This window comes from Streptomyces sp. NPDC093546 (assembly GCF_044765045.1).
In the GTDB taxonomy this organism is placed as follows: Bacteria; Actinomycetota; Actinomycetes; order Streptomycetales; family Streptomycetaceae; genus Streptomyces.
On the sequence record NZ_JBIWJG010000027.1, the window covers coordinates 1 to 24,562 of the forward strand.

Genomic DNA, 24,562 nt, shown 5'->3' on the forward strand with positions numbered 1-24,562 from the left:
GTGAGTCAGGCGCGTCATGTGGGCAAGGTCGTGTTGTCGGTGCCGCGGGGGTGGGATCGGGCGGGCACGGTGCTGGTCACGGGAGGGACCGGCGCACTCGGCGCCCTCACCGCCCGCCACCTCGTCCTCGAACACGGTGCGCGCCACCTGCTGCTGACCGGGAGACGCGGCGCGGAGGCCGACGGCGCGGCGGCGCTGACCGACGAACTGCGCTCCCTGGGCGCCGACGTCACCGTCGCGGCCTGCGACGTCTCCGACCCCGCAGCGGTCGCCACCCTCCTGGCCGGCATCCCGGAGCAGCATCCGCTCACCGCCGTCGTGCACGCGGCCGGCGTCCTCGACGACGGCCTCGTCGAGTCGCTCACCGAGGACCGGCTCGCGGCCGTCCTCGCACCCAAGACCGCGGCTGCCGTCCTGCACGAGGCGACCGCCGGAGCCGACCTGGCCGCGTTCGTCACGTACTCCTCCATATCCGGAACCCTCGGCAGCCCCGGGCAGGCCAACTACGCGGCGGCCAACGCCTACCTGGACGCGCTCGCCCACCACCGGCACGCCCGCGGACTGCCCGCCCTCTCCCTCGCCTGGGGCCCCTGGACCGGCGTCGGCGGCATGGCCGACACCCTCACCGAGTCCGAAGCCGCCCGCATCAGCCGCTCCGCGTTCCCGCCGCTGAGCCCCGAACGCGGCCTCGGCCTGCTGGACACCGCCCTGGCCCTGCCCGGCCCGGCGCTGCTCCCGGCCGGGCTGGACACCGCCCGGCTCACCGCCTCCCCGGTGGCCCTGCCCCCGCTGCTGCACGGCCTGGCCCGCCCCGCCCGGCGGGTCGCCGACCGCTCCGCCACCCCGGGTGGGTTCGCCGAGCGACTGCGCCGACTGCCCGCGGAGGACCGTGCCCGCACCGCGCTCGAACTCGTCCGCGGCCAGGTCGCGGCGGTACTCGGCTTCGCCTCGGCGGACGCCGTGGACCCGTCGCGCCCGTTCAAGGACCTCGGCTTCGACTCGCTGACCTCGGTCGAGCTGCGCAACCGGATCGGCCAGGCCGCCGACCGCAGGCTGCCCGCCACGCTGGTGTTCGACCACCCCACCCCCGAGGCGCTCGCCACCCATCTCGTCACGGAGATCCTCGGCGACTCTGCCGCCCCGGTGCCGGCCGCGCCCGCCCCGCCCCCCGGAACGGCCGACGACGACCCCATCGCGATCGTCGGTATGGCCTGCCGCTTCCCCGGCGGGGCCGACACCCCCGAGGCGCTGTGGCGGATCGTCGCCGACGAGACCGACGCCATCGGCGACTTCCCCACCGACCGGGGTTGGGACCCGGCCACCCTCTACGGCGAGACCGAGGAGCCCGGCGACCGGCGGACCTTCGAGGGCGGCTTCCTCTACGAGGCCGCCGGATTCGACCCGGCCTTCTTCGGCATCTCCCCGCGCGAGGCGCTGGCCATGGACCCGCAGCAGCGGCTGCTGCTGGAGACCTCGTGGGAGGCCTTCGAGCGGGCCGGCGTCGATCCGGCGCAGCTGCGCGCCAGTTCCACCGGCGTGTACATCGGTACGGCCACCTCCGGTTACGGCATCGGCCGGTTCGACGTGCCCGAGGGCTCCCGCCCGCACATCCTCACCGGTACCGCGACGAGCGTCATCTCCGGCCGGCTGGCCTATACGTTCGGGCTCGAAGGACCGGCGGTGACCGTGGACACCGCGTGCTCGTCGTCGCTGGTGGCGCTGCACCTGGCCATCGGCGCGCTGCGCCGCGGCGAGTGCACGATGGCGCTGGCGGGCGGCGCCACCGTCATGACGACGCCCAGCATGTTCGCCGACGCCGCGCAGGGCGGCGCGCTCGCGCCCGGCGGCCGCTGCAAGGCCTTCTCGTCCGACGCCGAGGGCACCGGCTGGGGCGAGGGCGTCGGGATGCTCCTGGTCGAACGGCTCTCCGACGCCCGCCGCAACGGGCACAAGGTGCTGGCGGTCGTGCGCGGCAGCGCCGTCAACCAGGACGGCGCGTCCAACGGCCTCACCGCGCCCAACGGACCCGCCCAGCAGCGCGTCATCCGGGCGGCGCTCGCCGACGCGGGCCTGGACACCGCCGACGTGGACGCGGTCGAGGCGCACGGCACCGGGACCGAACTCGGCGACCCCATAGAGGCCCAGGCCCTGATGGCCACGTACGGGCGCGGACGGGACGACGAACAGCCGCTCTGGCTGGGGTCGGTGAAGTCCAACATCGGTCACACCCAGTCGGCCGCCGGCGTCGCCGGGATCATCAAGATGGTGATGGCCCTGCGCCACGGCGTGCTGCCGCGCTCCCTGCACATCACCGAGCCCACCCGGCACGTGGACTGGGACGGCAGCGGCGTCCGGCTCCTGACGGGGAAGCTGGAGTGGCCGGACACGGGCCGTCCGCGCCGAGCGGCCGTCTCGTCGTTCGGCATGAGCGGGACCAACGCCCACACCATCCTGGAGCAGGCCCTTCCTGTACCGGCCCCGGTACCGGCACCGGCCCCGGACGTGCCCGACTCCGCGCCGGGGACCGACCCGGTGCCGCCGGTCGACCTGCCCTGGCTGCTCTCCGCGCGTACGCCCGACGCCCTGCGCGCCCAGGCACGGCGGCTCGCCGACCACCTCGACACCCACCCCGCGCTCTCCGGGGGCGACGTGGCCCACTCCTTGGCCGCCACCCGCTCCCGCTTCGAGCACCGCGCCGTCCTCCTCGGCCCCGGCCACCGCGAGCGGTTGACCGCCCTCGCCGACGGCGCACCCGCGCCGGGACTGGTGACCGGGACGGCGGCGCGGACCGGCCGGGTGGCCTTCGTCCTGCCCGGCCAGGGCTCGCAGTGGCCCGGCATGGCCGACCGGCTGCTGGAGGAGTCCGCCTCCTTCCGGCACACGCTGCGCACCTGCGCCCAGGCGCTGGAGGAGCACCTCGACTGGTCGGTCGAGGACACGCTGCGCGGCCGGCCCGGGGCCGCCGACCTCGGCCGGGTCGAGGTCATCCAGCCCGTGCTGTTCGCGATGATGGTGGCGCTCGCCGGGCTCTGGCGCGAACACGGCGTCGAACCGGAGGCCGTGGTCGGCCACTCGCAGGGCGAGATCGCCGCCGCCCACCTCGCCGGAGCCCTCACCCTGGAGGACGCCGCCCGGATCGTCACCCACCGCAGCCGCCTGCTCGCCCGGGTGGTCGGCCGGGGCGCGATCGCCTCCGTATCCCTGCCCGCCCAGGAGGCCCAGGCACGGCTGGAACACTGGGCCGGCGCACTCAGCATCGCCGCCGTCAACGGGGTGTCGTCCGTCTCCGTCGCCGGCGACGAGGCACCCCTGGACGAGTTCCTCGCCACGCTGGAGGCCGAGGGCGTCCGCTGCCGCAAGCTCCGCATCAGGGGCGCGGCGCACTCGGTCGTCGTCGAACCGCTGCGCGAGGAGGCCCTCGAGGTCCTGGCGCCCGTACGGCCGCGCGCCTCCCGTATCCCCTTCTACTCCACGGTCACCGGCGGCCTGCTCGACACCACGGCGCTGGACGCGGAGTACTGGTACCGCAACATGCGGCAGACCGTGCAGTTCGCCCCGGCCACCCGCGCCCTGCTCGCCGACGAGTTCGGCGTCTTCGTCGAGTGCAGCCCCCACCCGGCGCTCGGCGGGGCCGTCCAGGAGACCGCCGAGGACGCCGGCGCGCCCGACCCCGTGCTGCTGACCTCGCTGCGCCGCGAGGAGGGCGGGCTCGAACGGTTCTCCGTCTCGCTCGCCGAGGCGTTCACCCGGGGCGTCGAGCCCGTCTGGGGGTCCCGCGGCACCGCCGTGGACCTGCCCACCTACCCCTTCCAGCGGGACCGCTACTGGTGGGAGCCCGCCCCCGAGGAGACGACCGCCCCCACCGGGAGCGGCACGGCCGAGGAAAACCGGTTCTGGGCCGCCGTGGAGGACGGCGACACCGCGGCGCTCGCCGAGTCCCTCGGCACCGACGCCCTCGCCCCCGTCCTGCCCGCGCTCGCGGCGTGGCGGCGGCGTTCCCACGACCGGTCCACGGTGGACGGCTGGCGCTACCGGGTGGAGTGGAAGCCGCTGCCCCTCACCGGCCCCGCCCGGCCCGCGCTGACCGGCAACTGGGCGATCGTCGCCGGTCCGGCACAGGAGCAACTGGCCGGCCGGCTCGCCGCGCTGGTGGAGCAGGCCGGCGCCGAGGCCCGGGTGACCGCACCCGCCGGACCGCCCGAGGACCAGCCGCTGTCCGGGGTGATCTCGCTGCTCGCCCTCGACTCCCGCCCGCACCCCGACCACCCGGGCATCAGCACCGGAGCCGCGCAGAACCTCGCCCTGCTGCGCACCGCGGCCGCCCGCCCGGCCCCGGTCCCGCTCTTCCTGGTCACCAGCGGCGCCGTCTCCGTCGGCCGCGTGGACCCGGTACGGGACACCGCGCAGGCCGCCACCTGGGGGCTGGGCCTGGTGGCCGGACTGGAGCGGCCCGACTGCTGGGGCGGTCTCGTCGACCTGCCCGAGCAGCCGGACGACCGGGTCCTGAACCGGCTGCTGCGGCTCCTCGCGCGGCAGCCCGCGGGAGGCACCGCGGAGTCCGACGCCTCCGGTACGGAGGACCAGCTGGCGCTCCGCCCCGCCGGGGTCTTCGTACGCCGCCTGGTCCGGGCACCGCGGAGCACGCCGGTGAGGTCCTGGCAGCCCGGCTCCACCGTGCTGATCACCGGTGGTACCGGAGGCATCGGACGGCACCTCGCGCACCACATGGCCGACCGGGGCGCACGCAAGCTCGTCCTCACCGGCCGCCGCGGCCCGGACGCCCCCGGCGCCCGCGACCTGGCCGCCGAGCTGACCGCCCGGGGCGTCGAGACGGTCGTCGCCGCCTGCGACGTCACCGACCGGGACCAGGTCGCCGCGCTGCTCGCCGAGCACCCCGCCGACGCGGTGATCCACGCCGCCGGAGTGCCGCAGGCGACCGCGCTCGCCGACTGCGACGAGGCCGAGTTCGCCGCGGTCGCCGCCGCCAAGACCGAAGGCGGCCGGCACCTGGACGAACTGGCCGGCGACGTCGGCACGTTCGTGCTCTTCTCTTCCGGCGCGGGAGTCTGGGGCGGCGCGGGCCAGGCCGCCTACGCGGCCGGCAACGCCGTGCTCGACGCGCTGGCCCTGGACCGGCGGGCCCGGGGCCTGTCCGCCACCGCCGTCGCGTGGGGCGGCTGGGCCGAGGGCGGCATGGCCGACGACGGGCACGCCGCCGCCGAACTCGGCCGGCGCGGGCTGCACGCGATGGAGCCGCGCCTCGCCCTCGCGGCGCTCGACCAGGCACTGGACGCCGACGAGACCTGCCTCACCGTCGCCGACATCGACTGGGCACGCTTCACGCCCGGCTACACGGCGGCCCGAGCCCGGCCGCTGATCATGGACATCCCGGAGGCCGAGGCGGCGCTCGCGGCGCCCGCCGCCCAGGCCGACGGGCCCGGCGAGGTCGACGCACTGCGCGACACGCTGCTCGCGCTGAACGGGCCGCAGCGGACCCGGCACCTGCTGGACCTCGTACGCGGGCACGCCGCCGCCGCGCTCGGCTACGCCGACTCCACCGCGCTCGACGCCGGCCGCGCCTTCCGCGACCTGGGCTTCGACTCGCTGATGGCCGTCGACGTGCGCAACCGCCTGCAGACCGCCACGGGCCGCAAACTGCCGCCCACCCTGGTGTTCGACCACCCCACCCCCGCCGACCTGGCCGCCCACCTGCTCGCCGAGGTGCTCGGCGAACAGGCGGCGGCCGAGGACACCGCGGCCCGCGCCACCGGCACCACCGACGACGAGCCGCTGGCCGTGATCGGCATGAGCTGCCGCTACGCCGGCGGCGTCGACTCGCCCGAGGACCTGTGGCGGCTGGTGCTGGACGGCGTCGACGCCGTAGGGCCCTTCCCGCAGGACCGCGGCTGGGACCTGGACGCCCTCTACCACCCCGACCCCAACCACCCCGGCACCTCCTACGTCAAGGAGGGCGGATTCCTCAGCGACGCCTCCCACTTCGACGCGGGCCTCTTCGGCATCAGCCCCCGCGAGGCCGTGGCCACCGACCCGCAGCAGCGACTGCTGCTCGAGGCGACCTGGGAGGCGATGGAACGGGCCACGATCGACCCGTCGTCCCTGCGGGGCAGCGCGACCGGCGTCTTCGTCGGCACGTCGTTCGTCGGCTACGGCATCGGGGCCCAGCAGGCGGGCAGCGAGGCCGAGGGCTTCTTCCTCGCCGGTACCGGCACCGCCGCCGCCTCCGGCCGCATCTCCTACACCTTCGGCCTCGAAGGACCCGCCGCCACCGTCGACACGGCCTGCTCGTCCTCCGCCGTGGCCATCCACCTCGCCTGCCAGGCACTGCGGAACAACGAGTGCGACATGGCGGTCGCGGGCGGCGCCGCCGTCCTGGCCACCCCCGCCTCCTTCACCGAGTTCAGCCGCCAGCGCGGCCTCGCACCCGACGGGCGGTGCAAGCCGTTCGCCGCCGCGGCCGACGGCACCGGCTGGGGCGAGGGGGTCGGCGTCATCCTGGTGGAACGCCTCTCGGACGCGCTGCGCAACGGGCACCCCGTCCTCGCGCTGATCCGTGGCACCGCCGTCAACCAGGACGGCGCGTCGAACGGCCTGACCGCGCCCAGCGGTCGCGCCCAGCAGAAGGTGATCCGCCAGGCGCTGGCCAACGCCGGACTGGACGCCGCCGACATCGACACCGTGGAGGCGCACGGCACGGGAACCACCCTCGGTGACCCCATCGAGGCCCAGTCGATCCTGGCGACGTACGGCCGAAACCGCGCCGAGGACCGGCCGCTGTGGCTGGGCTCGGTGAAGTCCAACATCGGGCACACCCAGTCCGCCGCAGGCGTCGGAGGCGTCATCAAGACGGTCATGTCGCTGCGCGAGGGCATCCTGCCCAAGACGCTGCACATCGACGAGCCGACCCCGCACGTCGAGTGGTCCACGGGCGCGGTCGAACTGCTGACGCAGACCACCCCCTGGCCCGACACCGGCGGGCGCCCCCGGCGGGCCGCCGTGTCCTCCTTCGGCGGCAGCGGCACCAACGCCCACCTGGTGCTGGAGCAGTACGTGCCGCAGCCCGCGGCCGGCCAGGACCGGGAGCGCGTCACCGAGCCCGGCGGCGACCCGGCGCCCGGGGACGCCCCCGTGGCCGGCGGCGTCCCCGAACCCGACGGCGTGGTGGCGCCCTGGATCCTGTCCGCCCGCGGCGCGGAGGCACTGCGCGCCCAGGCCCGACGGCTCCTGGAGCACCTGGACACCGCCCCCGCCGCCCGTCCCGCCGACCTCGCCCACTCGCTGACCGCAGGCCGCGCCCTGCTCGAACACCGTGCCGCCGTCGTCGCGGCCGACGACACCGGCCGTCGCGCCGCGCTGGCCGCCCTGGCCCGCGGCGAGGCCCACCCGCATCTGGTCCACGGCGCCGTACGGCCCGGCAAGGTCGCCTTCGTCTTCCCCGGGCAGGGCGGCCAGTGGGCCGGCATGGCGGTCGAACTGATGGACAGCTCCGAGGTCTTCGCCGCCGAGCTGTACGCGTGCGCCGAGGAACTCGCCCGCCACGTGGACTGGTCGCCGATCGACGTACTGCGCGGAGCCGAGGGCGCCCCGCCGCTGGACCGGGTCGACGTGGCACCGGCCGTGCTGTTCGCCGTGACGGCGGCACTCGTCGCCCTCTGGCGCGCACACGGCGTCGAACCCGACATGGTCCTCGGCCACTCGCAGGGCGAGATCGCCGCCGCCTACGCCTCCGGCGCGCTCACCCGCGCGGAGGCTGCCCGGATCGTCGCCCTGCGCGGCACCGTACTCCTCCCGGTGGCCGGCCTGGGCGGCATGGCATCCGTGGCCCTGCCCCCCGACCGGACCCGCGAGCTCCTCGAACCGTGGGGCGAGCGCCTCTCCCTCGCCGGGATCAACGGCCCCGCGTCGTCCGTCGTCGCCGGGGAACGCCAGGCGCTCGACGACTTCCTCGACGCCTGCGAGAAGGACGGCGTCCGGGTCCGCCGGGTCCGCGTGGACTTCAGCTCGCACTGCGCCCAGGTGGAGCCGATGGCCGAGGAGCTCGCACGCCTCGTCGCCGACCTCGAACCCCGCACGGGCACCGTGCCGTTCCACTCCACCGTCACCGGGGAACGGATGGACGGCACGCGGCTCGACGCCACCTACTGGCAGAGCAACCTCGCCACGCCCGTCGACCTGGACCGGGGCGTACGCGGACTGGTGGAGCAAGGCGCCCGGTTCCTGGTGGAGATCGGCCCGCACCCGGTCCTCGCCCCCGCGCTCGGCGAGATCCTCGACGACATCCCCGACCTCGACCCGGGCGAGGTCACCGTGCTCGGCACACTGCGCCGCGACGAGGGCGGCATGGAGCGCTTCCTCCTGTCCGTCGCCGAACTCCACGTGCACGGCGCCGCCGCCGACCTCACCGCGCCGCTCGCCGGGTTGCCCGTACGGATGGTCGACCTGCCGCCGTACCCCTTCCAGCGCGAGCGGTACTGGCTGGAGTCCGCGCCCGCCGGCGCCGGCGACCTCGGCGCGGCGGGCCTGGGCAGCACGGGACACCCGCTGCTGACCGCCGCGCTGACGCTCGCCGACGGCGCGAGCACCGTGTACACCGGCCGGCTCTCGCTGCGCACGCACCCCTGGCTGGCCGACCACGCCGTCCTCGGCACCGTCCTGCTGCCGGGCACCGCGTTCGTCGAGATGGCCCTCCACGCCGGCGCGCGGGCCGACTGCCCGGTGCTGGAGGAACTGGCCCTGGGCGCACCGCTGGTGCTCGGCGAGCACGACTCCGTCGCGGTGCAGCTCACGATCGGCGCCCCCGGCGAGGCAGGCCGCCGCGAGGTGTCCGTCCACGCACGCGACGCCGACCTTCCGGACGCCCCGTGGGTCCGGCACGCCAGCGGCACCCTGGCCCCCGCCGCGCCGACCGCGCGGCCCGCCGCACTCTCCGCCTGGCCCCCGCCGGGCGCCGAGCCGCTCGCGCTCGACGGCTTCTACGAGGCGATCGCCGACGCCGGCTACAGCTACGGCCCCGCCTTCCGGGGACTGACCGGCGCCTGGCACCGCGACGGCGAACTCTTCGCCGAGGTGCGGCTCCCCGAAGGCGTGCCCGCCGACGGCTTCGCGCTCCACCCGGCACTCCTCGACGCCGCCCTGCACGGCATCGGGCTGCTGCGGGGCGTGCGCGAAGAGGACGGGGACAGGGCCGACCGACCCGCCGAACTCCCCTTCATGTGGCGGGAGGTGTCCCTGCCCGCCACCGCCTCCCGGGTGCTCAGGGTGCGGCTCACCGAGTCCGGCGACGGCGTCGGCCTCGCGCTCCACGACGACACCGGCGCACCGGCCGGCGGCGTGGGCGCCCTGGTGGCCCGCCCGGTGGGGACCGAACTCTCCGCCGCCCGCCGCGGTCTGGCCACCACCCTGTTCCAGGTGGAGTGGGCGACCGAGCTGCCGCTCCCGGCCACCGCGACCGGCGACGACGGGTACGCCGTCGCCTCCTTCACCGACGGTGCCCCCGGGCCCGACCCGGCCGCCGCGGTCGAAGCGGCCGTCAGCCGGGCCCTCGCCCTGGTCCGCGACCGGCTGGCCGACGAACAGCACACCGCACAGCCCGTGGCGGTGGTCACCCGCGGCGCCGTCGCCACCGGCGACGACGACCTCACGGACCTGGTCAACGCGCCCGTACGGGGCCTGATCCGCTCCGCCCAGGCAGAGCATCCGGGCCGGTTCGTCCTCGTCGACCTGGACCCGGCCCCCGGGCCCGGAGCCGGCACCGACCCCGCCGTGCTGCGCGCCGCCGTCACCGCCGCGCTGGGCGCGGGCGAGACCGAGGTCGCGGTACGGGACGGCCGGATCCTCGCGCCCCGCCTGGCCCGGATGCCCGTCCCCGAAGCGACGGAGCCCACCGGCCTCGACACGCCCGACGGCACGGTCCTCGTCACCGGCGCCACCGGCACCCTCGGCCGTGCCCTCGCTCTGCACCTGGCCCGGCACCACGGCGTACGCCACCTGCTGCTGCTCAGCCGGAGCGGGCCGGCCGCGCCCGGGGCGGCTGAACTGGTCGCCGAACTGGCCGAGCTGGGCGCCGACGCCACCGTGGCCGCCTGCGACATCGCCGACCGCGAGGCACTGGCCCGCACCCTCGAAGGGATCCCCGACGCGCATCCGCTGACCGCCGTGGTCCACACCGCCGCCGTCCTGGACGACGGTGTGCTCACCGGCATGACGGACGAGAGCCTCGCCCGCGTGCTCGCCCCCAAGGTGCGGGGCGCCGTCAACCTCCACGAACTCACCCGGGACCGCGAGCTCTCGGCGTTCGCGCTCTTCTCCTCTGCCGCCGGTGTGCTGGGCGGCGCGGGACAGGCCAACTACGCGGCGGCCAACGTCTTCCTCGACGCCTTCGCCGCGCACCGCCGCCGGCTCGGGCTGCCCGCCGTATCGCTGGCCTGGGGGCCGTGGGCCGAACGCACCGGACTGACCGGGACGCTCACCGAGGCCGACGTACGCCGGGTCGCGCGATCCGGCATGGGCACCCTGTCGACGGAGGACGGCATGGCCGCCTTCTCGGCGGGCTGCGCGGCCGGCAGGGCGCTGGTGGTGCCGGTGGCGCTCCAGCCCGCGGCCCTGCGCGGACGCACCCCGGTGCACCCGCTGCTGCGCGTGCTGGCGCCCCGCCAGGAGCAGCGGACCTCCTCCGGCTCCGGCGACTCGGCCGCGCTGCGGACCCGGCTCGCCGGAGCCCCGGAGGCCGAACAGCGGCGCATCCTGCTCGACCTGGTACGCGGCCAGCTGGCCGCCGCCCTCGGCTTCGCCTCGCCGGGCGCCGTGGAAGCCGACCGGGGCTTCCTGGAGATGGGCCTGGACTCCCTCACCGGGGTCGAGCTGCGCAACAGGATCTCCGCCGCCACCGGGCTGCGGCTGCCCGCCACGCTGGTCTTCGACCACCCGACGGCCGCCGACGTCGCCCGCCACCTCCGCACCGAACTGGCCCCCGAACCGGGGCGCGCGGTGGACGGCCTGCTGGCCGAACTCGCCCGCCTGGAAGCCGGACTGGAACGGATCGAGGCCGACGAGGACGACCGGGCCCGGGTGGCGGCCCGGCTGCGGGCGCTGGCCGGCCGGTGGAGCGGCGGGCAGGACGCTCGGGACGAACAGGCGAAGGACCTGGACGCCGCCTCGGCGGAAGAGGTCTTCGCGCTGCTGGACAACGAGTTCGAGACGTCGTGAGAGGACGCGGACAGCAGATCATGGCCGACACGGACCCGGACCAGCAGGAGAAGCTGCTGGCCTACCTCAAGCGCGCCACCACGGAGCTGCGCGACGCCAACCGCCGCGTGCGCGACCTGGAGGAGCGCGCGGCCGAACCGATCGCGGTGATCGGCATGGCCTGCCGGTACCCCGGCGGCGTGCGCTCCCCGGAGGACCTGTGGGAGCTCGTCGCGTCCGGCACGGACGCGCTCGGCCCGCTGCCCGCCGACCGGGGCTGGGGCACGCCGGGGGCGTCCTCCGCGCGGCGCGGCGGATTCGTGTACGACGCGGGGGACTTCGACGCCGCCCTGTTCGGCATCAGCCCCCGGGAGGCCGCCGCCACCGACCCTCAGCAGCGGCTGCTCCTGGAGGCTTCGTGGGAGGCGGTCGAACGGGCCGGCATCGACATCCGCACCCTGCGCGGCGGACGGACCGGCGTCTTCGCGGGCGTGATGTACCACGACTACCCGTCGGTGATCGATCCCGCGGCGCTCGAGGGCTACCTGGGCACGGCCAACGCCGGCAGCGTCCTCTCCGGCCGCGTCTCCTACACCTTCGGGCTGCAGGGCCCGGCGGTCACGGTGGACACCGCGTGCTCGTCGTCCCTCGTCGCCCTGCACCTGGCGGCGCAGGCACTGCGCGCCGGCGAGTGCGACCTCGCCCTGGCCGGCGGGGTGACCGTGATGTCCGCGCCCACGATGTTCTCCGGCTTCGGCTTCGAGGAGGGCAGTGCCGCCGACGGCCGCTGCAAGTCCTTCGCCGCCGCGGCCGACGGCACCGGCTGGGGCGAGGGCGTGGGCGTGCTGCTGGTGGAACGGCTCTCCGACGCCCAGCGCAACGGCCACAAGGTGCTGGCCGTGGTACGCGGCTCGGCCGTCAACCAGGACGGTGCGTCCAGCGGCCTGACGGCGCCGAACGGTCCCGCGCAGCAGCGGGTGATCCGTGCCGCACTCGCCGCCGCCGGTCTGGAGACGTCCGAGGTGGACGCGGTGGAGGCGCACGGTACGGGCACGACACTGGGCGACCCGATCGAGGCGCAGGCGCTGCTCGCCACGTACGGGCAGGGCCGGGACCCGGACACGCCCCTGTGGCTCGGTTCGTTGAAGTCCAACATCGGGCACACCCAGGCCGCCGCCGGTGTCGCCGGCGTCATCAAGATGGTGGAGGCGATCCGCCGGGGCGTGCTCCCGGTGACGCTGCACGTCGACGCGCCGACCCCTCAGGTGGACTGGTCGGCGGGCGCGGTGGAGCTGCTGACCGAGGCGCGTCCCTGGCCGGAGACGGGCCGGCCGCGCCGGGCCGGTGTCTCCTCCTTCGGCGTCAGCGGCACCAACGCCCACGTCGTACTGGAGGCGGCGCCGCCGGAGGAACCGGCGGAACCGCTGCCCGCCCTGCCCGGGGCCCGGCCCTTCCTGCTCTCGGGCCGCTCGGCTGCCGCGCTGCGTCGGCAGGCGGCCCGGTTGTTGCCGGTGGCCGCGCAGGCGGATCCGGCTGATGTGGCCTTCTCGTTGGCGACGGGGCGGGCGGCGTTGGAGCATCGGGCGGTTGTCGTGGGTGGCGGCCGTGAGGAGTTGGTGGCGGGGTTGCGTGCGCTGGCCGAGGGGGAGTCCTCGGCGGGGGTCGTGTCGGGGGTGGTGCGGGGTGGGAACACGGTGTTCCTGTTCTCGGGTCAGGGTGCGCAGCGGGTGGGGATGGGGCGTGGGCTGTACGAGGCGTTCCCGGTGTTCGCGGACGCGTTCGACGCGGTGTGTGCGCGGGTGGAGCTTGAGCGGCCGTTGCGTGACGTTGTGTTCGAAGATGGCGATGCACTGGACCGGACCGTTTATGCGCAGGCGGGGTTGTTCGCGGTTGAGGTGGCGTTGTTCCGGCTGGTGGAGTCCTGGGGTGTGGTCCCGGATGTGCTGGTGGGGCATTCGATCGGTGAGCTGGCGGCCGCGCACTGCGCGGGGGTGCTTTCGCTGGACGACGCGTGTGCTCTGGTGTCGGCGCGTGGTCGGTTGATGGACGGGCTGCCGTCGGGTGGTGCGATGCTGGCCGTGGAGGCGGCCGAGGAGGGGCTTGAGCTGCCCGAGGGCGTGGATCTCGCGGCGGTCAACGGGCCTGCTTCGGTGACGGTTTCGGGTGACGTCGGTGCGATAGCCGTCCTGGAGGAGTGTCTGCGCTCCGAGGGCGTACGGGTGAAGAGGCTCACGGTCTCGCATGCGTTCCATTCGCGTCTGATGGAGCCGATGCTGGCCGAGTTCGCGGCGGTCGCGAAGTCGTTGACGTACCACGCTCCGACCGTCCCGGTGGTCACCACGGCGCCGGGGGACCTGGCGACCCCGGAGTACTGGGTGGGTCAGATCCGTGAGCCCGTCCGGTTCGCGGACGCGGTGTTCTCGCTCGCTGATGTGCGGGTCTTCCTCGAGCTCGGCCCGGACGCCACCCTGTCCGCCCTCGTCCCGCACATCGTCGAGGACGCGCCCGCCCTCCCCGCCCTGCGCGCGAGCAGTGACGGCGTACGGACGCTGTTCGCCGCCGTGGCCGGGGCGCACGCCCATGGAGCGGACGTCGACTGGCGTGCCGTCTTCGGTTGCCTCGGCGGGCGCGCCGTGGACCTGCCGACGTACGCCTTCCAGCACCAGAGGTACTGGCCGCTGCCCGCACCCGCCGGGTGGGGCGGGGACGGTGACCCGGTCGCCGACGACGTGTTCTGGTCCACCGTCCGCCGCGGCGACGCGGAAGCCCTCGCCGGGCTCCTCGGCGTCGACGGCGACGAGCACCGCGAGCGGCTCGGTGATGTGCTGCCGGTGCTCGCGGGCTGGCACGGCCGGTCGCGCGCCCGGGACCTGCGGTACCGCGAGGAGTGGTCCCCCATCGCCGTCCCCGCCGACCCGGTCCTGCTGGGTGGCTGGCTGGTGCTGGCCCACCCCGGGCACGAGGAGACCGCGGCCGAGTGCGCCGAGGCGATCCGGCGCTGCGGCGGTACTCCGCACGTGAAGCTGCTCGACCCGGCCGACACGGCGGCGGGCCTACAGGAGGTGGCCGAGGCCGAGCAGCCCTGGACGGGCGTGCTGTCGCTGCTCGGCCTGGACGAGGAGACCGCTGTGGCCGGCGGCCTCGCCCTCGTCCAGGCGCTCGCCGGCACCGGGACGCGGCTGTGGTGCGTCACCCGTGGCGCCGCCGCGCTCCCCGGCGAGGAGCCCCCCGGTGCGGGCGGCCACGCCCTGTGGGCCCTGGGCCGGGTGGCCGCGCTGGAACACCCGTCGTTGTGGGGTGGCCTGATCGACCTGCCCCCGGCCGGACTTCCGGCTACCGCACTGGCCGCCGTTCTCACGGGGGTCACGGGCGAGGACCAGATCGCCCTCCGGGACACCCCGCTCGTACGGCGGCTGGCCCCCGCACCCCCGGTCACCGCCGCACCCTGGCGCCCCCGGGGCACCGTGCTGATCACCGGCGGGACCGGAGCGCTCGGAGCGCACGTCGCCCGGTGGGCGGCGCGCAACGGCGCCGAGCGCCTGGTCCTGGCCGGCCGCCGCGGACCCGCCGCGCCCGGCGCCGCCGAACTCGTCGCGGAGCTGGAGGAGTTGGGGGCGCGGACCGAGGTGGTCGCCTGCGACCTCGCCGACCGGGAGGCGGTCGCCGCGCTGCTGGCCGCGTACCCGCCGCACGCGGTCGTCCACGCCGCGGGCGTCGGAGGACTGGGCGGGCTGCCGGAGCTGACCGAGGACGACCTGACGGCGGCGCGGGCGGGCAAGGCCGACGGCGCCGAGCACCTGGACGCGCTCTGCGGCGACCTCGACGCCTTCGTGCTCTTCGGCTCGGTGGCCGCCACCTGGGGCGGCGCCGGGCAGGCCGCCTACGCCGCCGCCAACGCCCGCCTCGACGCGCTGGCGCTGCGCCGGGCCGCCCGGGGCGCGCCCGCGACCTGCGTCGCCTGGGGCGCCTGGCGCGGAGCGGGCATGGCCGGGGGAGCGGAGGACGAACTCGCGCGCCGGGGCGCCCTCGCCATGGACCCGGACGTGGCGCTGCACGCGCTCGCCGACGCCGTGGCGGACACCGCGCCCACCGTGACCGTGGCAGGCGTCGACTGGCCCGCCTTCGCCCGGGCCTTCGCCTCCGTCCGGCCCAGCCCGCTGCTGGCCGGCCTGGCGGGCGGTGACGACGCCGCCGGGACCGAGAAGCCCGCGGAAGCCGGCGACCTGCGGGAGACGCTGCTGGCCCTCCCGCCGTACGACAGGCTCGACACCGCCGTGGATCTCGTACGGGCGCAGGCCGCGCTCGTGCTCGGCCACGGGCACAGCGGCGACGTGGAACCGGGCCGGGCTTTCCGGGACCTCGGCTTCGACTCGCTCACCGCGGTGGAGATGCGCAACCGCCTCAACGCCGCCACCGGACTGCCGCTGACCGCCACCGTGGTCTTCGACTACCCGACGCCCGCCGAACTCGCCGCCCACCTCCTGGAGGAGTGCGGCATGGCGCCGGACTCCGGCACGGACACGGCCGGTACGGAGGGGGCGGGCGCAGGCGCCGCCGACCACGAGCAGGGCATCCGCGCGGCGCTCGCCCGGGTGCCGCTGTCCCGGCTCCGGGAGGCCGGGCTGCTCGAACCCCTGCTGCGCATGGCCGGGGAAGAACCGGACGACGCGGACACAGCGACCGCGCATCCGGTGGACGAACTGGACGGCGAGGCCCTGCTGCGTCTCGTCGCCGCCGACGACGGGGAGTACTGACCATGACCGCGCCCGCCGACGGACGCTACGTCGAAGCCCTGCGCACGCTGGTCAAGGAGAACGACCGGCTCAAGACCCGCAACCGCGAACTGGCCGTCGCCGCGCACGAGCCGGTCGCGATCGTCGGGATGGCCTGCCGGCTCCCCGGCGGCGTCGACTCGCCCGAGGCGCTGTGGGACCTGGTGTCCGAGGGCGGCGACGGGATCGGCGACTTCCCCGCCGACCGCGGCTGGGACCTCGGCGCCCTCTACGACCCGGACTCCCGCGGAGAAGGCACCTCCTACTCCCGCCAGGGCGGCTTCGTCCACGACGCGGGCTGCTTCGACGCGGACTTCTTCGGCATCTCCCCGCGCGAGGCCCAGGCGATGGACCCGCAGCAGCGCCTGGTCCTGGAGGCCTCCTGGGAGGCGATCGAGCGGGCCGGGATCGCCCCCCAGGGAGTCAGGGGCACGCCGGTCGGCGTGTACGTCGGGGCCGCGTCCTCCGGCTACGGCACCGGTGTGCCCGTCGCCGAGGAGGCGGCGGGCTACGCGCTGACCGGCACGGCGACCAGCGTGCTGTCCGGCCGGATCGCCTACACCCTCGCCCTGGAAGGGCCCGCGGTCACGGTGGACACCGCGTGCTCGTCGTCCCTGGTGGCGCTCCACCTGGCGATGCAGGCGCTGCGCAGGGGCGAGTGCACCATGGCGCTCGCGGGCGGGGTGACCGTGATCGCGACCCCGGCCGCGTTCGTCGAGTTCAGCAGGCAGCGGGGGCTCGCCCGCGACGGCCGTTGCAAGGCGTTCGCGGCGGCGGCGGACGGCACCGGCTGGAGCGAGGGCGTCGGAATGGTGCTGTTGGAGAAGCTCTCCGACGCGCGCCGCGCCGGCCACCGGGTGCTGGCCGTGCTGCGCGGCTCGGCGATCAACTCGGACGGTGCCTCCAACGGCCTCACCGCCCCCAACGGCCCGGCCCAGCGCCGCGTCGTCCTGGACGCGCTGGCGGCCGCCCGGCTCTCGGCCGCCGAGGTGGACGCCGTGGAGGGCCACGGCACCGGCACCACCCTCGGCGACCCGATCGAGGCCAAGGCACTGCTGGCCACGTACGGCAAGGACCGCGACCGCGCGGAGCCCCTGTGGCTGGGCTCGCTGAAGTCCAACATCGGGCACACGCAGGCCGCTTCCGGCGTGGCCGGGGTCATCAAGATGGTGCAGGCGATGCGGCACGGCCTGCTGCCCCGCACGCTGCACGTGGACGCGCCCAGCCCGCACGTGGACTGGTCGGCGGGTGCGGTGGAACTGCTCACCGAGAACCGGCCGTGGCCCGACACCGGGCGGCCGCCGAGGGCGGGCGTCTCCTCGTTCGGCGTGAGCGGCACCAACGCGCACGTCATCCTGGAAGGCGCGCCGGCCGAGGAGGACGCGGAGACCGGCCCGGGGCGGGCGCGGGGCACCGCGCCGTCCGTCGTGCCCTGGGTGCTCTCCGGGCGCGACGCGGGCTCGCTGCGCGCCCAGGCGGAGCGGCTGCACGCCCACGTCGCCGCCCGGCCCGGTCTCGCCGCCGCCGATCTCGCCGTCTCACTCGCCACCACCCGCTCCGCGCTGGACCACCGTGCCGTCGTCCTCGGCGCCGACCGCGGTCAACTGCTGGACGGGCTGCGCACGCTGGCCGCCTCCGGAACCGCGCCCCAAGCCGTCACGGGCACGGCGCGCGAGGGCCGGACGGCCTTCCTCTTCTCGGGGCAGGGCTCCCAATGGGCCGGAATGGGACAGGGACTGGACGTCTTCCCGGTCTTCGCGGACGCCTTCGCGGCGGCATGCCGTGCGGTCGGGCTGGATGCCGGGGTATACGGCGACGGTCCGGCGCTGGAACGGACCGGCACCACCCAGCGCGCACTGTTCGCGCTGGAGGTGGCGCTGTTCCGGCTCGCCGAGTCCTGGGGGCTGGCCCCGCGTCACCTGGTCGGGCACTCGGTCGGCGAACTGGCCGCCGCGCACTGCGCCGGCGTGCTGTCGCTCGAGGACGCGGGCACGCTCGTCGCCGCGCGGGCTCGGCTGATGGACGCGCTGCCGCCGGGCGGTGCGATGCTGGCCGTCGAAGCGGCCGAGGACGGGCTTGAGCTGCCCGAGGGCGTGGACCTCGCGGCCGTCAACGGGCCTGCTTCGGTGACGGTTTCCGGTGACGCGAACGCGATCGCGGTGCTGGAGGAGCGGCTCCGAGCGCAGGGCGTACGGGTGAAGCGGCTGGCCGTCTCGCACGCGTTCCACTCGCGTCTGATGGAGCCGATGCTGGCCGAGTTCGCGGCGGTCGCGGAGTCGTTGACGTACCACGCCCCGACGATTCCGGTCGTCGCCACGGCTCCCGGGGACATGGCCACCCCGGGGTACTGGGTCGGGCAGATCCGTGAGCCCGTCCGGTTCGCCGACGCCGTACGGACCCTGCGGGACAGGGGAGTCACCCGCTTCGTGGAGGTGGGCCCGGACGGGGTGCTCACCGCCGCGACCCGCTCCTGCCTGGACGTGGGCGTGGACGAGGGCGTGGACGTGGACGTGGCATGTGTCGCCCTGCAGCGTGCCGGTCGCGAGCCGGTCGCCGCGTGGTGGCGCGGTATCGCCGCCGCACACGCCGCGGGGGCGGCGCTCGACTGGCCCGCGATCACGGCCGACTGGGGCGGCCGGGTCGTCGATCTGCCGACGTACGCCTTCCGGCGCGAGCACTACTGGTCCACGCCGCCCGTCCCCGAGACCGGTGGACCGGCGAGCTGGCGGTACGCCGACACCTGGGAGCCGCTGCCGGAGGCCGAGACGCCCGCGCTGCGCGGGGCATGGCAGATCCTGGCCGACGTCGATGACACGGGTGATGGGGCCGGGGCCGACGCTGCATTCCGCCGGCTGGTCACCTGGTGCGCCGAGGCACTGCGCGCGCACGGGGCGGCCGTCACCGTCGGCGCCGTACCCGATCCGTCCGCCGACGGTCTGATCCTTCCGTACGATCCGCGCCCGCACCCTGTCCATCCGGGGCTGTCCCGGGGGCTGGCCGCGCTGCCCGGCGCGGTGCGCGGGGACGGTGCCCCCGTCTGGGTGCTGACCCGCGGCGCGGTGGCCGCCGGCGACGGCGAGTCCGCCGACCCGGGCGCGGCACAGCTGTGGGCGATGGGCCGGGTGGCCGCGCTGGAGCGACCGCGCCGCTGGGGCGGCACACTCGATCTGCCGGAACACCTCGACGCCGACGCCGACGCCGACGCGGACGCCGCGCGCCGCATGGCCGCCATGCTCGCCGGCGCACACCGGGGCGAGGACCAGGTGGCCGTACGAGCGAGCGGTGTCCTCGTCCGGCGACTCGCGTCGGCGCCCCCGCGTCCCGCCACGCCCTGGCGGCCACGGGGCACCGTGCTCGTCACCGGCGGCACCGGGGCACTCGGCGCCCACGTCGCCCGCTGGCTCGCGGGCCGCGGCGCCCCGCACCTGGTGCTCGCCGGCCGGCGCGGCGCCGAAGCACCGGGGATGGCCGAACTGACCGCCGAACTCGCCGCGGCCGGGACCGAGGTCACCGTCGCCGCCTGCGACATCGGCGACCGTGCCGCGCTCGACGCCCTGCTGGCCGAGCACCCGCCGACCGCCGTGGTGCACGCCGCCGGAAGCGGCGGGTTCGGCACGCTCGCCGACGTCACGGACGAGGACATCGCCCAGGTGCTGGCCGCCAAGGTCACCGGCGCCCTGCACCTCGACGACGCGCTGCGGACCGCGGAGCTCGACGCCTTCGTCCTGTTCTCGTCGGTCGCCGGCGTCTGGGGCAGCGGCGGCCAGGGAGCCTACGCGGCGGCGAACGCCGCCCTCGACGCGATCGCCCTGCGGCGCGCCGCCCGCGGACTGCCCGCCACCTCGGTGGCGTGGGGACCGTGGGCCGGCAGCGGCATGGCGGGCGCCGCGGACACCGCCGACTACCTGCGGCGGCGCGGCCTGCGTGCCATGGACCCGGCGCAGGCACTCGAAGCGCTGGGCACGGCCGTGGACGGCGGGGACGTGTGCGTGGCCGTGGCCGACGTGGACTGGGCCCGCTTCGTGCCGGCCATCACCTCCGTACGGACCCAGCGGCTCTTCGACCGCCTCACCGTCGCCCCGCCGCGGGGCGGAGCGGCCGAACCGGCGGCGGAGCGGAACCCCGGTGCGGCTTCGGCTTCCGCGACGGTGGTCCGTCTCGCCGCGCTCACCCCCAAGGAGCGGTGGCGCGAGCTGGCCGAGCTGGTCCGCGGGCACGTCGCCGCCGTACTCGGCCACCGCGACACCGAAGCCGTCGGCCCCCGCCGAGCCTTCACCGACCTGGGGTTCGACTCCCTGACCGCCCTCGAGCTGCGCGACCGCCTGGCCGAGGCCACCGGCCTCGCCCTGCCCTCGACCGTCGTCTTCGACCACCCCAGCCCGGACGCGCTGGCCGGCCACCTCGACGACCTCGTACGGGGCACCGACGGCGACGACGCCGACACGGCGACCAGGGCCGCGGTCTCCGCCGAGCCCATCGCGATCGTCGGCATGGCCTGCCGCTTCCCCGGTGACGTCAGCTCGCCCGACGCGCTGTGGCGCCTGGTCGCCGAGGGCCGCGACGGCATCTCCGGGTTCCCCGGCGACCGGGGCTGGGACACCGAGCGGCTGTACGACCCGGAGGGCGGCGCGGGCGCCTCGTACGTCCGCGAGGGCGGATTCCTCCGCGACGTCGCCGAGTTCGACCCACGCTTCTTCGGCCTCTCGCCGCGCGAGGCGCTGGCGATGGACCCGCAGCAGCGGCTCATGCTCCAGACCGCGTGGGAGGTGTTCGAGCAGGCGGGCATCGACCCCGAGGCGCTGCGCGGCAGTGACACGGGGGTGTTCGCGGGCACCAACGGCCAGGACTACCCGGTGCTGCTCGCCGGCGACCCCGAGGTCAGCGAGGGACACCAGGGCGCCGGCAACGCCGCGGCCGTGCTCTCCGGCCGGGTGGCCTACAGCTTCGGCTTCGAGGGGCCCACCCTCACGGTGGACACCGCGTGTTCGTCGTCGCTGGTGGCGCTCCACCTGGCGGTGCGGGCGCTGCGGGCCGGGGAATGCTCGATGGCCCTCGCCGGCGGCGTCACCATCATGTCCACGCCGACCGCCTTCGTGGAGTTCAGCCGACAGCTCGGCCTGGCCGCCGACGGCCGCTGCAAGTCCTTCGCCGCCGCGGCCGACGGCACGGGCTGGGGCGAGGGCGTGGGCGTGCTGCTGGTGGAGCGGCTCTCCGACGCCGTGCGCAACGGGCACAAGGTGCTGGCCGTGGTGCGCGGCTCGGCCGTCAACCAGGACGGCGCGTCCAACGGCCTGAGCGCCCCCAGCGGACCCGCGCAGCGCCGCGTGATCCGCCGCGCGCTCGCCGACGCCGACCTCAGGCCGTCGGAGGTGGACGCGGTCGAGGCACACGGTACGGGCACGAAGCTCGGTGACCCGATCGAGGCCAAGGCGCTGCTCGCCACCTACGGACAGGACCGCACGGAACCGCTGTGGCTCGGCTCGCTGAAGTCCAACATCGGGCACACGCAGGCCGCTTCGGGCGTCGCCGGGGTCATCAAGATGGTGCAGGCGATGCGGCACGGCACGCTGCCCGCGACCCTGCACGTCGACGCGCCGACCCCCGAGGCCGACTGGTCGGCGGGCGCGGTCGAGCTGCTGACCGAGGCACGTCCCTGGCCGGACACGGGCCGGCCGCGCCGGGCCGGCGTCTCCTCCTTCGGGGTGAGCGGCACCAACGTCCACGTCGTATTGGAGGCGGCACCGGCAGAGGAGCCGGCGGAGTCGGAGGCGGCGGAAGCGGCGGACGGAACGCCGCCGGAAGGCGCGCCGCCGCTGCTGCCGTTGCTGCTCTCCGCCCGTACGGCGGACGCGCTGCCCGCACAGGCGGAGCGGCTGAGCGACGCCCTGGCCGGGCAGGCGCTCGCCGACGTCGCGTACTCGCTGGCGACCACCAGGGGCATGCTGGAGCACCGGGCGGTGGTCCTCGCGGCCGACGGCGAGAGCGCGACGGCCGCACTGCGGGACCTCGGCAACGCAGTTGCCGGACGGGCCATGCCCGACGCACCACGCCTGGCGTTCCTGTTCTCGGGTCAGGGTGCGCAGCGGGTCGGGATGGGGCGTGAGTTGTACGAGGCGTTCCCGGTGTTCGCGGACGCGTTCGACGCGGTGTGCGCGCGGGTGGATCTCGAACGACCCCTCAGGGAGGTGGTGTTCGGGGAGGACGCGGAGTTGCTGGCGCGTACCGCGTACACGCAGCCTGCGCTGTTCGCGGTTGAGGTGGCGTTGTTCCGGCTGGTGGAGTCCTGGGGCGTAACCCCGGACGTGCTGGTGGGCCATTCGATCGGCGAGCTGGCTGCCGCGCACGTGGCCGGGGTGCTGTCCCTGGAAGACGCCTGTGTTCTGGTCTCGGCACGCGGCCGGTTGATGGACGCGTTGCCGTCGGGCGGTGCGATGCTGGCCGTCGAAGCGGCCGAAGACGAGTTGGAGTTGCCCGAGGGCGTGGACCTCGCGGCGGTCAACGGGCCTGCTTCGGTGACGGTTTCGGGTGACGTCGGTGCGATAGCCGTCCTGGAGGAGCGGCTGCGCTCCGAGGGCGTACGGGTCAAGCGGCTCACGGTCTCGCATGCGTTCCACTCGCGTCTGATGGAGCCGATGCTGGCCGAGTTCGCGGCGGTCGCGAAGTCGTTGACGTACCACGCTCCGACCATCCCGGTGGTCACCACCGCGCCCGGGGACCTGGCGACCCCGGAGTACTGGGTGGGGCAGATCCGTGAACCCGTCCGGTTCGCCGAGGCGATCGCCTCCCTCACCGACACCCGGACCTTCCTCGAACTCGGGCCGGACGCCACCCTGTCCGCCCTCGTCCAGAACGTCGTCGAGGACGCGACCGCCGTTCCCACCCTGCGCCCGGGCCAGGACGAGGATGCCGCCCTGCTGCGCGCCCTCGCCGCCCTGCACGTGCACGGGGTGCCCGTGGACTGGGTCACCCTGCTCGCGCCGGCCGGGGGCCGTCGGATCGAGCTGCCCACCTATGCCTTCGCCCGCGAGCGCTATTGGCCGTCGGTCTCCGCGCGCCCCGGTGACATGGTGTCCACCGGACTGGGGGAGACCGGGCACCCCGTCCTCGCCGCGGGTGTGGAACTCGCCGACGACGGCGGCCTGGTGTTCGCCGGGCGTCTCTCCGTCCGCACGCATCCCTGGCTCGCCCAGCACCGGGTGCACGGACGGATCGTGCTGCCCGGCACGGCGTTCGTCGATCTCGCGGTGCGCGCGGGAGACCAGGCGGGCTGCGACGTCCTGGACGAGCTGGTCCTGCACACTCCCCTGGTGCTGACGGAGGAGGAGTCCGTCCAGCTCCAGGTCCTGGTCGGTGCTCCGGACGAGGGCGGCGCGCGCCGGCTCACCGTCCACGCGCGCCGCCCCGACGGCACCGGCTGGTACGGGCAGCCGTGGACCAGGCACGCCTCCGGCACCTTGCGTGCCGCGGCCCCGGTCGTCGCCTCGGTGTCGTCCTGGCCGCCGGACGGCGGCCACGCTGTGACGGTGGACGAGCTGTACCCGGCGTTGGCCGGTGCCGGGCTGGAGTACGGTCCGGTGTTCCAGGGGCTGCGCGGCGTCTGGCGCGCGGGCGAGGACCTCTGGGCCGAGGTCGTCCTGCCGGAGCAGGCGCACGCGGACGCCGGCCGCTTCGGCCTGCACCCGGCACTGCTCGACGCCGCGCTGCACGCGCTCGCGGTCCGGGCGGTCGACGCGGCCGGGCCGGCAGGGCCGCCCGGACTGCCGTTCTCCTGGTCGCAGGTCACCCTGGCGGCCTCCGGCGCCACCACGCTCCGCGTGCGGCTCTCGCCGCGCGGTGACGACGCGGTGGAACTGCTGGCCCTCGACCCCGGGGGCCGGACCGTCCTCTCCGTTGGGCGCGTCGTGCTGCGGCCCCTCGCCGCGGACGCACCGGCGGGCGCCGCGGCGGCGCGGCCGGTGCACCGGGTGGACTGGGTCCCGCTCCCCGAACCGGCGCCCGCCCGGGCCACCTGGGCCGTCGTGGGACCCGACCCGTACGGCGCGGCCGACGCGCTCGCGGCTTTCGGGACCGACTGCGTACGGGCGGCCGACATCACGTCTGCCTCGGCCGACCTGCTGCTGGTCACCTCGGCGCCCGCCGACGGGGCCGACGGCCTGGACGACACCGAGGCGCGGGTGTGCGCGGCACTCGCCACCGTCCAGGAGTTCCTGGCCCGCACGGACACCGACGCCACCCTCGTGCTGCTCACCCGGGGAGCCGTCGCGGCCGATCCGGGCGACGACCTGCCCGATGTGTCGGGTGCCGCCGTACGAGGCCTGCTGCGCAGCGTGCAGTCGGAGAATCCCGGGCGCGTGCTGCTCGTGGACGTCGACGCCGACCCGTGGGCCACGCTTCCGGCCGTGCCCGGCGCGGACGAACCGGAACTCGCCGTCCGCGGCGGTCGGTTGTACGCGGCGCGCCTGGCACCCGTCACCGACCGCACTCTCCAGGTTCCCGAGGGGGCGTGGCGGGTGGGGGTGTCGGTGCGGGGTGCGTTGGAGAACGTGGGTTTGGTGGCGGCGCCTGATGTGGTGGAGCCGTTGCGGTTG

Annotated in this window: 2 protein-coding genes and 1 pseudogene; all 3 read left to right on the forward strand. The window is 75.8% G+C overall.

What is annotated here, in order from left to right; translation table 11 throughout:
* Positions 1-69 precede the first annotated feature (69 nt).
* Positions 70-11,223: pseudogene (locus tag ACIRNI_RS31580) on the forward strand (type I polyketide synthase); the annotation flags it as partial.
* Positions 11,220-15,956: a type I polyketide synthase gene (locus tag ACIRNI_RS31585; protein ID WP_403556770.1), complete on the forward strand. Its 4,737-nt coding sequence runs from the start codon at positions 11,220-11,222 to the stop codon at positions 15,954-15,956. The pseudogene ACIRNI_RS31580 and the gene ACIRNI_RS31585, both read left to right, overlap by 4 nt.
* A gap of 47 nt (positions 15,957-16,003) precedes the next feature.
* On the forward strand, positions 16,004-24,562 hold an 8,559-nt coding region (locus ACIRNI_RS31590), incomplete at its 3' end, for an SDR family NAD(P)-dependent oxidoreductase (RefSeq protein WP_403556772.1).